This is a genomic window from Kitasatospora sp. P5_F3 (assembly GCF_054049135.1).
The window spans coordinates 183,470-197,618 of record NZ_JBFUMY010000009.1; the positions used below are offsets into that span (position 1 = coordinate 183,470).

Genomic DNA, 14,149 nt, shown 5'->3' on the forward strand with positions numbered 1-14,149 from the left:
CCGTTCCCGGGAGACGTGCGGACACTGTGGGTGTTGCTCGTAGGCACCCGAGTCGCTTGCTCTGATGAGGCACCGGGCCAGGGCGTCAATGGGCGCCTCGACACACCTCGCCCTTGCAGTTGGCCTCCGCCAGCTGGAACAGCGCGGACTGACCAGCCTCCTCAAGTGTCCTACCTCCAGGTGCTCTTGCGTCTAGGCTGCGGACACGGCGAACTGGTGCAGGAGGCGTACCGTGAGTGCAGAGATCGCAGAGCTGATGACGCAAGCTGGTCCGTACGTAGCGTCGGCTTTGAGCGCGTACGGCGGTTCGGTGCTCGCACGCGCCGAGGATGCAGCAGTTGACACGACGGCTAACTTTGGGCGCCAGCTGTTGCAATCTGTCTGGCGGCGAGTCGGCGCAGGCAAACAGCCGGCGTTGGAGGCGGCCATCGTAGATGCTGCGAATGATGGTGCCGATTCCGACGCTGCGGCTGCTCTTCGCTACCAGATCACGAAGGCGCTTCACGAAGACGCAGATCTCAGAGAAGAGATTGCCAGCTTGGTGGCGAATTCCCCTCAGCCGCAGGTGAACATTTCTTCACTCAAGCAGGATGCGGTGGCGCGAGATCATGGCGTTGTATTTCAGCAGGGATCTGGCACTCAAATCTACGGACCGAAGTGAGCGGCGAGACTTCCGGGAAGAATTACGGGGACCACGATACTCAAAAGGCTGCAGTCCATGACCACGGCACGGCCTTTCAACAGAGCCATGGTGTGCAAATTTACGTCGGCAGCCGCGACCGCGAGTCGGATGCGGGTATATTTGATGCCTTCAAGATTGCGGCCCTATCGGATCTGCCGAGAGTGGGAGATTGTGGCGATCCGATCGCTTGGGGCGTTCACCCTGCGCCTATCCTAAACGGGGATAGAGTTCCTCCATATATTGAACGTGACGTCGATTCGGACGTTTCCGCACTGATGCGTCCAGGATCATTTTCCCTCCTTGTCGGAGATTCGACTGCCGGGAAGTCTCGCTGTGCCTACGAATCGCTGAGATCAAACTTTAAAGATTATCTTCTATTTCGCCCCGAAGATGGGGCTGACTTTGCTCGCGGAATGATGCATTCGGAGCGAGGCAGGCTGGCTATATGGCTCGACGACCTGGAGAGATTCCTAGCCCCACCAGCAATCACTGGTGAAATGATTGACTCGACCCTTCGGGCCGGAGCGGTCATAGTTGGCACAATGCGGTCGGAGCAGCTTTCTCTAGTCTCACCCCGAGTGGCGCCAGAACCCAACAGTAAAATGCTTAATTTCCTCAGAAATTCACGCGGAGTTATTTCTAGGTCTCACATCATACATCTCGATCGCAGGTGGAGCGAGTCTGAGATATGGCGCGCTAGGGGTTCGGATGATTCCCGACTGAAAGATGCGGTGCAGCACTGTAATGAGGTTGGGGTTGCCGAGTATCTAGCTGCAGGCCCGCAATTGATGATTGATTGGAAGGGTGCCTGGGCACCTGGACTTAATCCCCGTGGGGCTGCTCTTGTTGCCGCAGCAGTGGACTTTAAAAGGATCGGGGTCGGGTGGTCAATTCCTCGACATGTGCTAGAGAGCGTCCATGGTGAATATCTAGAGCAGCGCGGTGGTGCGCGCCTCAGGCCCGAATCGATCCAAGACGCCTTTCACTGGGCGACTCAACCTCTGCATGCCACAAGTAGTCTCTTGATTCCAGTCGGCGATGACACATATGTTGCATTCGACTATCTGCCGGATGCGCTTTCGCGCGATGTAAGCGCCCCACGGCTGCCGGATTTTATTTGGAAGTATGCCCTGGAGAGCTTGCCGCCTAATGCGCTCCATTTTATCGGGCACAAGGCCGAAGAGCTCGGCCGGATGGAAATTGCCGAGAGCGCCTATATGCGAAGCGCGGATGCAGGTGTAGGCCATGGGTCATTTCACCTTGGGTACTTCGCAATACAGCGCGCCGAGTCGGAAGAGGCAGAGTACTGGTTTCGTAAGGCAATATCTCAGGGAAATCTTCTGGCCCATGCTAATCTCGGGACCATTCTGCAAAAGAGTGGCCGACTGCCGGAAGCTTTGGATACCCTTCGAGCCGGGGCATCCAAAGGGGACCATGTCTCTGCTCAGCATCTAGCAGACTATTACTCGGCGGAGAAGAGTTGGCTTGCCGCCGAGGAGTTCTTTGAAAGTCTCATTGATACCCAGTCGCCGATGGCAAAGATGACTCTGGGGCGCCTCAAGTTGGACCAGGGTAGTTACGATCTTGCGTGGGACTGGCTCAACGCCGCTGTGCTCGAAGGGAAGAACGAGGCCTACTTCTATCTTGGTCGGCTGCATGAAGATAGAGGCGACACCGACGCTGCGGAAGAATCCTATGAGATTGCGATTTCCCACGGCTTTGGCCGGGCTCGGAATAACCTAGCAACATTGCTCTACCATGCTAAGCGGCTTGAAGAGGCAGAGAAGCTTCTTCGCCAGCTCTCCGACAGTGACCGTCGGGCAGCTTTCAACCTTGCCGTCATCCTCGGCGAAACGGGGCGAGAGTCCGAGGCCGAGAAACTCTACCGTGAATGCATTGATGGGGGCTCAACACCCGCCAAGACAAACCTTGCGATTCTCATTTCTAAGCGGGGTGAAGAATCGGAAGCTCTGAGACTATTTCGCGAAGCGGCGGACTCTGGCGATCCTCACGCAATGAATGCATTGGCAAAACGGCTCAGAAGAGAGGGCTCGCTCCGTGAAGCGCTTGCGTGGTGCAATAAGGCGATTGAGGCAGGACTTACCGAGGCCTTCACGGAGATGGGCCTCATTCAAGAGGGGATGGGAAATGCGCAGCTTGCTCGCTTCTGGTATAAGCGCGCCGTAGATCTAGGGGAACTTTCTTCTGCGGTCTGTTTGGGATACCTGATGGAGCGCTCTCGGAAATGGCGAGAGGCGATCCGCCTATATGAGCAGGCTGCACAAGGTGGAAATTCTCATGCTCACTATCATCTTGGGTATTTCTATCTAAGTAGAAATAAAATCGACCGGGCGATATCTGCGTTTGAGACCGCCCTTGCTCAAGGCGAGGAAGTCTCCGAAGTTCTAGAGCAGCTCTATGCTTACGTCGGAGATCACGAGAAGCGCGACAGATTAGTATCGGATATGCGCACGTGGGAACCCGCTGCAGTCGACTCGGATTGATTTCTGACGTCGATAGGCGCGGCGATCCGGCGAGGCTCAGAATTACACGGCTACGGGTAGTAGATCTGTTATGGCCAGCGCCATGTCCGGGCTAGGGTGAATTGCGATCAGGGGCCGTAATAATGAGCGGGTCGACTAGGTTCTTTGGGTCTGACCGCAATTAAGCCGAGTGACTGCGGAACCGCGCGCCGCCTTGAACCCGTAGAGAGGATTTTTACGCACCCCTTCTCATCACTCCCTCTTCCTCACCCTCCCCTGCACATCCGGCCCGCCCGCCGCTAGGCTCGGCAGCTTGATCTGACTGTGCTTCACATCCTGTGCGGGGGACCGTGGATACCATCACCCAGCTCGTGACCATCGCTGCTGTCATGCTCGGCGCGCTGACCACGTACGTGACGAACCAGCTGATGGAGCGGAGTAAGCGCAAGGACGGCCTGCGGGTCCGCTGGGACGAGAAGAAACTCGACACCTACGTGGAGTACGTCGGCGGCGTCCGGTCCTGTGTCTACGCGGCCGTGCTGGCCTACGAGGTAACCCACGACATCCGGGCGATGCCCCGCACCGAACACGAGCTGCTGATGGACCTCACCGAAGCCGAAGGCCGCCGCGCCCTGGCCTTCGAGCGGCTGATGATGCTGGCCGGTGACGAGGTGATCGAAGCCGCCCATGCGGTCAACACCGCGACCCTGGCGATCGACTGGCAGGCCCGCCGCCTGGTGGAGGGCACCCTCGCCGACTGGCGCGCTCTCCACGCCGAATTCTTCCGGGCCGTGAACGTGTTCCACGAGGTGGCTCGCGCTGACCTCGGCGTGCGTGGCGGCTTCGCCGGTGACCAGCACTCATCTCGCGGCCTGATCCTGCCGGCCACTCGCAGCTCCGAGGATACGTAGCAGCCCCGGCAGTAGATCCCGCCGAGGCCGCTCCGTGCTGTTTCCTGCTCAGGCTGCGTCGATGCGCCAGTTCTCCAGCGCGAGCAGCGCCTCGGCCCGGGCCTCGACCACGGCCATCCGGGCGGCACGCTCTTCCTGCTCGCTGTGGGCAGCCTGGCTGGTGCTCTGTCCGGGCCACTTCCGGTAGAGGAGTCCGGTCTCCGCCGTGAACCAGCCGCGGCTTACCGCGTTGAGCGCCAGCAGCAGCCCGGTGTCCTCCGAAGCGGGCAGTGCCATCCATCCCCCGAGCGCCAGCACCAGATCCCGCCGCATACACAACGTCGCCGGATGGACCTGAGCCCTGAAGTCATGGGCCTGCCAGTGCGTCAGTACCTCACCGCGCTCGATTGGCCCCTCAGGCGGGTCCTGGTCGAAGCCGACCGTGCTGCCGTCCGGGAGCAGGTCGAGCACTCGTGAGGTGGTCCACGCGATGCCCGGCTGACCGGTCAGCACCGTCAGATCGCGGGCCAGCGCTCCGGGGGTGAGCATGTCGTCCGCATCCAGAACCCGGACATACTCCCCGACAACCCTGGACATGCCCATCATCCGGGCCATCGCTGCTCGACCGTGGCGCCCCTGACCGAAGCTGATCCGGGGATCGTCGGGCACGTACGGGGCGACGTCATCGGTCTCGCCATCCTGCTGGATCACCCACTGCCAGTCCCAACCGGCAGGGAGCTGCTGCTCGTTGAGCGACTTGTAAGCGTCCGCCAGGAACTTGGCGCTCGGCCCGTGCACCGCTGTGATCACGCTTACCACGCTGGTCATGCTCACCACCTGTTCAGCTTGGTCGTGTAAACGAGCTCGGTGCGGTCGCCCGGCAGGATCACCTCTGAGACCTCGACCACCCGGTCGTCGGTGTCGTACGAAGTCTTGCGGAGGACCACCACGGACACACCGACTGGCAGGCCGAGTTCTTCACTCTCATCAGGCGTCGGGGGCCGGGCCCGGAAGGTCTCCACGATTCGGTCCAACTCGATGCCGAGGGTGTAGAGCTGGTTCTGCGTACCCCCAGGCCAGGGCTCGGTGTCGGCCCGGAGAAGGTCCGGGTTGCCGGAGACCAAGCTCAGCGGCAGGTACGAGCGAACCAGGTGAATCGGCGTGCGCTCCTCGCGGTAGCGCGTCCGGTAGGTCCGCTCCAGCAGGGTGGCTCCCTCCTCGACCCCGAACAGCTCGGCCAGCTCGGCGGGGGCGGGCACCTGGTCGTACTCGGCGCCGAACACCAGGTCGTTGATGACCAACCCGGTGTCGTGCTCAGTCGCCCCAGTCTTGCGGCGCACGTCTTCGGGTTCGCGGGCGCGGTCCTTCTCCCACTGGTGGCGGTCATTGGTGCGCGTGACTGACTTCGGCCGGCGCCGAACGAAGGTGCCGCGCCCGTGCTGCTTCTCGATCAACCCCTCGGCTTGGAGCACGCCTACGCCTTGTCGAAGGGTCGGCAGGCTCACGCCGTAGTGGTCCGCAAGTGCGGTCTCCGCCGGGAGCTTGTCGCCCGGAGCCAGTTCGCCGCTGGTGATCTGGCGCCGCAGATCGGTTGAAATCCGCTCGTACTGGTTGGCCATCGGGCTGGTCACCGTCCTGTCTTGGTCTCGCATCATCGTAAGTCCTCAAGAGGTGTTGACGACTACCTGAAAGACCGTCATAGTTCTAGCAACTCCTCAAGAGGAGTTGAGGACAGCATCTCCTTAGGAGCTGTTCTGGCTCTGCTGATATTCCCGGCAAGCCAGAAAGGCCCTTCTTTGGGCTGCTCTGCACTGCGCAAATGCGGCCGACGGTTGTCGGGGAAGGCGGCTCTGCCGCACGCCCACGGGCTGTTGTGACTGTGGCTCTTTGAGAACTGAACAGTGTGCTGATCAACGAACGAACGAGTCACTTTGGTGACCGGTCCGCCCGTACCTGGGCGGGCCGGGATCCATGGCTACTCGTGCGTAACGAGTGGTCGGGCCCAGACATGACGAAACCGCCGCGCCTTTCTTGGTCGGAGCGCGGCGGTCTCTAGGGCCTACCTCCCTAGTTGGAAGAGGCAGACCCATGAGGTCGATTGTTGCAGGCCAGACGGCTGTCGGTACCGAGGAGTTCGCGGAGCTGGCGCTCGGTGTGGACGCCGAGCTGTTCGCCGGGGTGCCGGGTGAGTCCCCGCAGGAGCGGGCGGTGCGGCTGGACGTGGCCAGCGCGGTGCTGGAGGACTTGCGCCGGGAGGACTTCGAGCTGGCCGCCTACGCCGAGCGGTTGCTGAGGTTGGCGCCGGTGCCGCTGGTGCGGCTGACCGTCCGGCGTCGCCCGCAGTCCTTCGCGTTCGGCGAGGTGGCGTGATGACCGCCCGCACGGACGTGGACGAGTCGCTGCGTCGGGTACGTCTGGCGGCTAAGCAGAACGCCACCGCGACCCGTCAGCAGCAGGAGAAGTTGGCCGTTCTGCGGGAGTGGGACCGCGCGATGCTCACGGCCGCTCACCCGGCGCTCACCGGCCCCTCGCCGGTGCGGATGGGGTGGTCCGGGTGAGGCTTCCGGTGACTGCCGATCAGATCCGTTCGGCCGAGCGGGCGTTGACCGCTGGGACGTGGACTATCACGTTCGGCGCGGTGCTCTACAGCGTGCTCACGGTGACCCCGCTGATGCGCACTCACTCCCCGCAGGGGTGGGAGTGGACGGCGCCGATCCTGCCGCTGGTGGTGGATGCGGCGGTGGTGATCGTGGTCCGGATGGACGCGATCCTGGCCCGTCTCGGCGGGCAGGGCGGCCGGTGGCCGATCGTGCTGCGCTGGCTGACCGGTGCGATGACGCTGCTGCTCAACGTCGGCCTGTCCGCTCTGGAGCGGGACGGTGTGGGGGTGGCGGTCCACTCGGTGGCGCCGCTGCTGCTGATCGTCACCGCCGAAGCCTCCCTCGCCTACCGGCGGGCGATCGGCACCGCTCTGGCCGGCCGTGAGGCCGCTGAGCGCGCTGAACGGGCCGAGCGCGAACGGCGTGCGGAGGAGAAGCGGCTACGGCAGCGCGCGGAGCGGTTGGCCGAGTTCGAGGCGGTCGAGCGGCGTGAGCGTGAGCGCCGTGAGCACGAAGCCGCTCTGCTGCGCGAGCAGCGTGAGCACGAGCGGCAACTCCTCCTCGCCGAGCGCGAGGAGCGGGCGCGCGGTGAGGCTGCCGAGCGCGCCGAGCGGGAGCGGCTGGAGGCGGCGGAGCGGGCCGAGTGTGAGCGTCGTGAGCGTGAGGTGAGCGAGCGTGAGCGCCGTGAGCGCGATGCCCTCGAACGGCTGCGGCACGAGCTGCTGCACGCCGAACCCGTCGCCGAGCGGGTGCCGGAGGAGCGGGCCCGGCTGATCGTTGGTGCGGCTCACGCCGCGCAGATTCCGCAGCGTCGGGTGGTTGAGCTGACTGGCTGGTCCGCCGGTTGGGTCGCCGCCCGCTTCCAGGAGATCCGCTCCGGTGACGACACCACCCTGTCCACCGTTCTGGCCCTGGCCGCCGGGTGAGCCGCCCCCGCCGCCGGGCCCCGGGCGTCCCGGCCGGGGTTGGTGTCTTGCCGACTTACCGCTGGCGCCAGGCGCCTGACGGGTTTCTGACCCGCCGCCAGCTCCGCGCAAAGGGCCTGCGGCCCAACGGGCAGGACGTCGCCGGGCAGATCCTCTGGCGCTCCCGCTTCGGCGGAACCGCTCTCGCCTGCCTCTACCGCGCCGAACTCGCAGCTCCCGTACGGGAGATGACTCCCGGACGTCGGGCCGCGCTGGACGCCGCGAACCGGGCCCGCCGCATGTGCCCCGGCTGCGGACGCGACGCCGGATACGTCCTGCCTCGACACCTGGGCACCTGCATCCCCTGCGCCGACGGCGGCCAGCTCGCCGCCTGACCGGCACTCCACTCCCCTAACTTCCTTGTGCCGTAGAAGACTTGGAGATAGTCATGTCCCACGTTCGTGCCGCGCGGTTCGCCGCCGCCTACGCCCTGCTCCGTGCCGCCGGTGATCTGGCGGACCACTGGGTGCAGACCGACCACCAGGCCAGCAACAAGGGCCAACACGACCACAACGACGGCCAGTCCTGCGCGGCCGGCCGCCGCGCCTGCGCCGCACACGTGGCCACCTACACCGCCACCCAGACGGCTGCACTGCTGATCGGCTCCCGAGTCCTTGGTGTCCGCCTGCGGCCCGGCCCGGTCGCCGTGGCCCTGGCGCTGTCGGCTGTCACGCACTACGCCGCCGACCGGCGCGAGCCCCTGCGGCGCCTGGCGGACGCTACCGGCAAGGCCAACTTCGTGCGGCTGACCGACTTCGGGATGAACGGTGCCTACGCCCTCGACCAGGCGTTCCACCACACCTTCGAGACCGCCGCCGCCCTCATCGCCTCTGCCTGAACCAGACAGGAGACCACCGTCATGAGCGACTACAACACCAACGGCGGCTACGGCTCGCCGAAGATCCCGACCCCGAACCCGCCCACCCCGTCCGAGGGGAAGGGCCAGTGAGCGCCCCGAACCCGGCCGAACCGCTGCTCTACCACTGGATCCTCACGGTGCAGAGCGTGAACGGGCAGTTGGAGACCTTCGACGGTCTCACCCCGGCCCGCCCCAGCAACACCCGCCAGAGCATCTACTACGAGGCCCTGCGGCTGGTGGTCGAGCGCATGGGCGTCTCCACCGCCGCCACGATCCACTTCTCGCTCGGCAGCAACAAGCTCTGACCTGCCCCGGGACGGCCACACGGCCTGGCAGCTTGTCCGGCCGTCCCGGGTTCCCAGAACTCCCTGCGAGAGATCCGGAGTTGTCATCATGTCCGATGCCCCGACCGTGGTCGAGGTCACCACCGCACCACTCTCCAACACTCCTGCTGCTCCCCGCACCAATCCCTCGGCCGGTTCGCTGGTGCCGGGGATGCCGCTGGCGGTCGCCGCCGCGAACGCCGCCGCCGGAATCGCCTCCGGCGCCGTCGTCGCCGGAGGCCCGATCAGCCTGGCTGTCGCCGGGGTCGCGGCCGGTGCCGCCGCTGGCGCTGCCGTCCTGCGCCGCCGAGCGGGCCGGACCCGCGCCCACCAGGCCATCCGGGCCGCGAACGCGGGCCACCTCGCCCGCACCGCCGCCCGGCACGCGGCACCCACCACCGCCTACGGCCCGGCGTCCGCAGGCCGCCGCACCACCGCCCCGCACGTCCCCGGCCAGCAGGCTCGGACCGCGACCGGCCGCAGAAGTACCGCCGGGGGCCCAGCCCGGAGCACGACCGCGCTCGGCCAGACCGCCACCATCCCACCCCGACCCAGCCACCGCCCGACCGTCGGCAGCCACAACCAAGCTCCGGCGTACGGCGGTTCCAGCCAGAAGGACCGTCAGCGCCAGGGCGGGCGTGTCCCGTCCATCCGGCCCGGTGGGTACTCGGGCGGGCAGCGTCCCGGCTGGATGGCCCGCTCCCTCGACAAGGCTCGGCCGTCCGGCGGCCCGCTGTCGCCGGGCGGAGCGGACAAGAGGCAGGAACGCAGGGTCGGCCGAACCGACGCGCGTCTGGCCAAGGGCCTGGCGCGAGCCGAGCGCCGCACCGGGATCACCCCCACCACCAGCTTGAAGAACACGGCCAAGGACGCCAAGTCCCCCTCGCCGGACGGCTTGAACGCCGAGCAGCACAAGCGGCTCAAGCGGTCGGCCGGCCGGTTCAAGGCCCGGATGGGTGGTGCCGTGCTCGCGACCGCCGGGGCTGGGTTGGCTTCGGCGCTGGTGGGCAACTGGCGGCACCGGGGGTTGGTGTCTTCCCACGTCCGCCGGACCTGGGCCCGGCTGTTGTCCGGGGCCCGCGCAGCCCGGGACCGGCGGGATGCCGCGATCCTCGGCACCGGTCAGGGCGCCGACAGTACCGGCAAGGCGGCGGTGCCGGTGCCCGCTACGAAGGTCAACTGGCCTGCCTCACACCGCCCCACCACCGAGCGCGCTAGCGCCGCACCGGGCGCCGCAGTGGTTCCGGCGTCCCCGATCAGTCTGGGCAAGTCCACCGTGAAGGAGAGCACTGTGTCCGACTCCGAGTCCACCGTTCCCGCGTTCTCCCTGTCCTCCGCCGCCGACGTCCTGCTCCAGGCCGCCGCAAGCTTCGACCCGGAGCAGATGTCGGAGTTCGAGCAGCTCGTCATCGACCTGCCCACCGCCTACGCCACCCTGCAGGAAGCGCTGCGGGTGCTGACCGAGCTGACGATGGAGCGTCTGCCGGTCGAGCCGGTGGTGGTCGAGGAGATCGGGGAGGGCTACCGCGCGATGAGCAGGGTCGTCCTGGCCCTCGAAGAGGTCGCCCCGGCCTACCGCCGCGCCCACCAGGTCGACATCGACCGCGTCGAGAACCCCCGTAACGGCCTCGACGCCGAGCGGAAGTGGAACGTCTGACCAGCCAAGACACCAACCCCGCGCCGCCGCCTGACGGGCCGTCCACACCGTATGGGCGGCCCGTCCCCTTCGCCCAAGGAGGGCACGCCCCATGACCACGTTCAGCAAGAACACCCGCAAGACCAGCCCCGCTCTGCTGGACCGCGTTGACTGGAGCGCGGGCCACGGCCCCCTGTCCGGCACCATCAACTCGGTCTCCGGCGCCCTTGCCGCCGCCTCCCTGGGTCACTCCACCGGGATGCCCGCCGGATGGGCGCTCGCCGCAGGTGCTGCGGGTGCGATGGCCACCGCCTACGCCTCGGCCCGCCGCCGCCTGACCACCGCCACCCTGACCTTCCGGACCGCGTGCTGGCTGACCGCCGGCGGCTGGACCTCCTGGGCCATCGCGAACGGCGGGCCCTGGCACTGGCCGCAGGTCGGCACCCTCGCCGTGGCGGGGATCGCGGGTGGGTGCCTGGCGCCCGTGCTGGCCGGGCACGAGGAGATCGAGCAGGAAGCGCGCCGCCACCTGCTCCTGATCGGTGCCCGCCGGCAGATGGCCGCCGACTGGACCGACCGCATCCAGCGCGTCTGCAACGTCGCCGTCACCGTGCTCGGCATCGAGCACTGGCCGAGCGGCGCCGGATACACCCTCGAAGTGGAGCTGCCCGAGGGCGGCACCACCCGCCGGGCCATCACCGACCGCTCCGAGGGCCTGGGGGCGGACCTCGACCTGCCCGAGGGCTGCGGCCTCCAGGTCATGCCCGGCATCTCCCGGCGCCGCGTGCTGATCCTGGTGACCACCCAGTCCCTGGCGGGGATCGAGATCCCGTTCCCCGTCACCGAGTTGAGCGAGCTGGCGACGGTGAACAACCCGCTGCCGATCGCCGTGCTATCGGACGGGGCTCGGGCGGAGCTGGACCTGCGGCAGGCGTCCACGATCGTCACCGGCCCCACCGGCTCCGGCAAGACCAACTGGCTGCACACCCTGATCGCCCAGCTCAACGGCACCAACGACACGTTGGTGTGGGTGATCGACCTCAACGCCGGTTCCATCGGCCTGCCCTGGCTGAACGCCTGGCACGACGCCCAGACCGGCCGCGACGGAGCCCGCTGGACGAAGGAGCAGGTGCCGGTACCGGGCGTGGACTGGGTCGCGTCGACGCCGGCGGAGGCGAAGCGGATGTTGGCTGCGGCGGTGCGGATCGCCAAGCGCCGCAAGGTCGCCTACCAGGACGCCATGCGCGACGCCAACGACGACAAGCTCCCCGTCGGGCCGAGCGTCCCGGAGATCGTCATCGTCATGGACGAGGGCGCCGAGGTCGCCGCCACCCGCGAGGCCCGCGCCGTCCTCGCCGGTGTCTCCGAGGTGATCCGCATCGCCCGCGCCATGGCGATCCGGGCCGTCGTCTCGGTCCTGCGCGTCACCAGCGACGTGATGCCGGACCCGCTGGTGCGGAAGATGGCGTCCAACCGCGTCGCCACCGGCGCCTACGAGGACTCCGAGCTGGGCCACCTCTTCGGCTGGCGTGCCCTCCGTGCCGAGGACAGTTTCTCCGGTCCGGGGTCGCTGCTGGTGGGCACCGAGGGCAAGCAGCCCGCCAAGGCCCGGCAGTGGCGCATCACCCCCACCCAGATCGAGGAGATCAGCGCCCTCACCGCCAACCGCCGTCCCGCCCTCGACCAGCCGTCGCTCGAAGCCGCGGGCGAGGACTACACCGAGCGCTGGACCCTCCCGCGCTGCGGCCACCTCTGGAACACCACCGAGACCGCCGACCAGACCACGGTCGTGGCCGGCGGAGCGGCCAGTGGTGCTGCGGCCGGGCAGGCCGGTGGCGGGCCGCTGCCCGCGCAGTGGAAGGCCACCGCCAACTGGGACCGCCCCACCGCCGGTTCGGACGACGAGCTGGAGAGCATCTGGCTACTCCCGCCGGCCGAGGAACCGTCCACCGCGTCGGCGACGGACTGGTCCGACCCGAGCACGTGGACCAGCGGCCGCAACGAGCCCGCCCCGGTGGAGGAGTCCGGGGCCCGCGAGGCCGCGCTCATGCTGCTCGTGACGGCAGGCCCTGCCGGTACCGGAGCATCCGCGATGGAGAAGGTCCTCAAGCCCGACTTCGGGACCACCCGCCAGACCATCAACGGCTGGCTCAAGGCATGGGTCGAAGCAGGCGAGGCCGTGCGTGTCGGAGAGGGCACCAAGGCCCGCTACGTCCACCGCCAGTACGTGCCCAAGCCCCCTGCCGAGGGCTGACCGGGCCGGGCTTGTCGCCTGTCGCCACCACCCAGCACAGGGGCCTTTCCGGCCCTCGGGGATCCGGAACCCCCGCTTTGACCTGGGACGCGACAAGCGACAAGCCCCGCACGACAAGTGACAAGCGACAAGCCGCACGACAAGCCAGGCGACAAGCCGACCATGCGGCCTGCCACTGCTGCCACGTGATGACCCCCAAGCCCCGCGCCCGACAACGGAAGGCACCGCCGTGATCGTTTCCGCCTCCCTGACCGCCGTCCTGACTCTCGTTGGCGTCCTGCTGATCCGGGGCCGCCGCGTCTCCCTGCCCACCGCGCTCGTGCTCTGGCTGTCCGGCTTCACCCTCGCCCAGACCGGCATCCAAGGCCCCGTCAACTCCGCCATAACGGCCGTCGTCGGCCTCCTGCCCCTCAACTGACACCAGCCCGGAGGAGATCACCGTGGACCAGCAGCCCTACCCCCTCTATGTCGCCGCCCCGGTGCCCACTCCCACCGACGGCCATCACTACTACGGCGCCCCCGCCGCCCAGGCGCCCCTGATCCCGTACCAGGGCGCCCCGGTCCAGTACCTGACGGCCCAGCAGTACACGCCGCAGGTGCTCCACCCGACCGCCGTCCACATGCCCACCCCGGTCGGCGTGACCGGGCGCGACCCGTGGCCCGCCCGCCTGCTCTGCGGCGGCATCGGCATCGGCGCCGCCGGCGTCGGAACCGCCTTACTCCTCCAGGCGATCGCCGCCGCCACCACCGGCCTCGGCCTGCTGGCCGCCGTCCTCGCCCTCGGCTACCTCCTCAAGAGCACTGGTGGCAAAGACAGTTCGGGCCGGGGCGCCGTCAGCGTCCACGTGAACGTCACCAACCGGAACCGCTGACCGTCTGCCCGACCGGCCGTGCCGCCCAGCAACCGCTTAGAAAGCGGTGGCCGGACGGTGCGGGGGACGGACAGATCCGCTCCCGGACCAACACTCGCCCCACTTCCCGGAGGCTCCCGTGTCCGTCGGAGACACCCCCATCACCGTCATCGGCAACCTCACCGACGACCCCGAACTCCGCTTCACCCCGGCCGGGGTGGCGATGGCCCGCTTCACCATCGCCTCCACCCCGCGCTCCTACGACAAGACCACCAACACCTGGAAGGACGGCACCGCGCTGTTCCTGCGGGTCACCGCCTGGCGCGAGATCGCCGAACACGCCGCCGAGTCCCTCACCAAGGGCATGCGCGTGGTCGCCACCGGCCGACTCGTCCAGCACAACTGGCAGACCCCCGAGGGTGAGAACCGCTCCATGCTCGGCCTCGACCTGGACGACATCGGCCCCAGCCTGCGATTCGCCAACGCCACGGTCACCAAAGCCCAGCGCACCCAGACCGGTTCGGCACCCGCTCCGGCAGACCCGTGGTCCACCAGCGCACCTGCCCCGGCCGGCGCCGGTGGCGAAGAGCCCCCGTTCTAGGCCGG

The 14,149-nt window shown here is 67.4% G+C and carries 16 protein-coding genes; 14 read left to right on the forward strand and 2 right to left on the reverse strand.

Translation table 11 applies throughout. The annotated features are described in order from the left end of the window. Positions 1–232: 232 nt before the first annotated feature. The 3 genes from ACXJMZ_RS07915 to ACXJMZ_RS07925 all read left to right on the forward strand — a co-directional run bounded on the left by ACXJMZ_RS07915 (position 233) and on the right by ACXJMZ_RS07925 (position 4,076). Entirely contained in the window at positions 233–661 is a 429-nt protein-coding gene (locus ACXJMZ_RS07915; protein ID WP_457029237.1) for a hypothetical protein, read from the forward strand. Between the two features lie 752 nt (positions 662–1,413). Further along, positions 1,414–3,186: a tetratricopeptide repeat protein gene (locus tag ACXJMZ_RS07920; RefSeq protein WP_457029238.1), complete on the forward strand. Its 1,773-nt coding sequence runs from the start codon at positions 1,414–1,416 to the stop codon at positions 3,184–3,186. Positions 3,187–3,536: 350 nt separating this feature from the next. Beyond that, positions 3,537–4,076: a hypothetical protein gene (locus tag ACXJMZ_RS07925; RefSeq protein ID WP_457029239.1), complete on the forward strand. Its 540-nt coding sequence runs from the start codon at positions 3,537–3,539 to the stop codon at positions 4,074–4,076. Positions 4,077–4,124: 48 nt separating this feature from the next. Here the strand turns inward: ACXJMZ_RS07925 and ACXJMZ_RS07930 are convergent, their stop codons facing one another. Continuing rightward, positions 4,125–4,883, reverse strand: coding sequence for a glycosyltransferase family 2 protein (locus ACXJMZ_RS07930; RefSeq protein WP_457029240.1), 759 nt, complete (start codon positions 4,881–4,883; stop codon positions 4,125–4,127). Positions 4,884–4,885: 2 nt separating this feature from the next. Continuing rightward, positions 4,886–5,674 (reverse strand): GntR family transcriptional regulator, encoded by a 789-nt coding sequence (locus ACXJMZ_RS07935; protein ID WP_457029287.1) that lies wholly within the window; start codon positions 5,672–5,674, stop codon positions 4,886–4,888. 469 nt (positions 5,675–6,143) lie between these two features. On the opposite strand from ACXJMZ_RS07935, the gene ACXJMZ_RS07940 reads away from it, so the two are divergent. The 11 genes from ACXJMZ_RS07940 to ACXJMZ_RS07990 all read left to right on the forward strand — a co-directional run bounded on the left by ACXJMZ_RS07940 (position 6,144) and on the right by ACXJMZ_RS07990 (position 14,144). Next, positions 6,144–6,425 carry a hypothetical protein gene (locus ACXJMZ_RS07940; protein WP_457029241.1) on the forward strand — a complete coding sequence of 94 codons (282 nt, stop codon included), beginning with the start codon at positions 6,144–6,146 and terminating at the stop codon, positions 6,423–6,425. Continuing rightward, entirely contained in the window at positions 6,425–6,613 is a 189-nt protein-coding gene (locus ACXJMZ_RS07945; protein WP_457029242.1) for a hypothetical protein, read from the forward strand. The genes ACXJMZ_RS07940 and ACXJMZ_RS07945 overlap by 1 nt, the downstream gene beginning before the upstream one ends. 8 nt (positions 6,614–6,621) lie before the next feature. Next, on the forward strand, positions 6,622–7,581 hold the full coding sequence (locus ACXJMZ_RS07950; RefSeq protein WP_457029243.1) for a DUF2637 domain-containing protein: 960 nt from the start codon (positions 6,622–6,624) through the stop codon (positions 7,579–7,581). Positions 7,582–7,628: 47 nt separating this feature from the next. Further along, positions 7,629–7,955 (forward strand): RRQRL motif-containing zinc-binding protein, encoded by a 327-nt coding sequence (locus ACXJMZ_RS07955; protein ID WP_457029244.1) that lies wholly within the window; start codon positions 7,629–7,631, stop codon positions 7,953–7,955. Positions 7,956–8,008: 53 nt separating this feature from the next. After that, positions 8,009–8,458: a hypothetical protein gene (locus ACXJMZ_RS07960; RefSeq protein ID WP_457029245.1), complete on the forward strand. Its 450-nt coding sequence runs from the start codon at positions 8,009–8,011 to the stop codon at positions 8,456–8,458. A gap of 107 nt (positions 8,459–8,565) precedes the next feature. Continuing rightward, positions 8,566–8,784, forward strand: coding sequence for a hypothetical protein (locus ACXJMZ_RS07965; RefSeq protein ID WP_457029246.1), 219 nt, complete (start codon positions 8,566–8,568; stop codon positions 8,782–8,784). A gap of 88 nt (positions 8,785–8,872) precedes the next feature. After that, positions 8,873–10,459 (forward strand): hypothetical protein, encoded by a 1,587-nt coding sequence (locus tag ACXJMZ_RS07970; RefSeq protein WP_457029247.1) that lies wholly within the window; start codon positions 8,873–8,875, stop codon positions 10,457–10,459. A 91-nt stretch (positions 10,460–10,550) separates the two neighbouring features. Further along, positions 10,551–12,692 (forward strand): hypothetical protein, encoded by a 2,142-nt coding sequence (locus ACXJMZ_RS07975; protein WP_457029248.1) that lies wholly within the window; start codon positions 10,551–10,553, stop codon positions 12,690–12,692. A 229-nt stretch (positions 12,693–12,921) separates the two neighbouring features. Beyond that, a complete protein-coding gene (locus tag ACXJMZ_RS07980; protein ID WP_457029249.1) occupies positions 12,922–13,110 on the forward strand; it encodes a hypothetical protein in 189 nt (62 codons plus the stop codon). A 22-nt stretch (positions 13,111–13,132) separates the two neighbouring features. Continuing rightward, positions 13,133–13,564 carry a hypothetical protein gene (locus tag ACXJMZ_RS07985; RefSeq protein ID WP_457029250.1) on the forward strand — a complete coding sequence of 144 codons (432 nt, stop codon included), beginning with the start codon at positions 13,133–13,135 and terminating at the stop codon, positions 13,562–13,564. Positions 13,565–13,682: 118 nt separating this feature from the next. Further along, complete coding sequence (locus ACXJMZ_RS07990) at positions 13,683–14,144, forward strand: single-stranded DNA-binding protein (RefSeq protein WP_457029251.1); 462 nt, start codon at positions 13,683–13,685, stop codon at positions 14,142–14,144. The last annotated feature ends 5 nt before the right edge of the window (positions 14,145–14,149 follow it).

What these genes read in the sequence shown, in the direction of transcription:
- ACXJMZ_RS07930 (WP_457029240.1), bottom strand. Translation starts at nt 4,883, where the DNA reads ATGACCAGCGTGGTAAGCGTGATCACAGCGGTGCACGGGCCGAGCGCC.
- ACXJMZ_RS07935 (WP_457029287.1), bottom strand. Translation starts at nt 5,674, where the DNA reads ATGGCCAACCAGTACGAGCGGATTTCAACCGATCTGCGGCGCCAGATC.
- ACXJMZ_RS07940 (WP_457029241.1), top strand. Translation starts at nt 6,144, where the DNA reads ATGAGGTCGATTGTTGCAGGCCAGACGGCTGTCGGTACCGAGGAGTTC.
- ACXJMZ_RS07945 (WP_457029242.1), top strand. Translation starts at nt 6,425, where the DNA reads ATGACCGCCCGCACGGACGTGGACGAGTCGCTGCGTCGGGTACGTCTG.
- ACXJMZ_RS07960 (WP_457029245.1), top strand. Translation starts at nt 8,009, where the DNA reads ATGTCCCACGTTCGTGCCGCGCGGTTCGCCGCCGCCTACGCCCTGCTC.
- ACXJMZ_RS07970 (WP_457029247.1), top strand. Translation starts at nt 8,873, where the DNA reads ATGTCCGATGCCCCGACCGTGGTCGAGGTCACCACCGCACCACTCTCC.
- ACXJMZ_RS07975 (WP_457029248.1), top strand. Translation starts at nt 10,551, where the DNA reads ATGACCACGTTCAGCAAGAACACCCGCAAGACCAGCCCCGCTCTGCTG.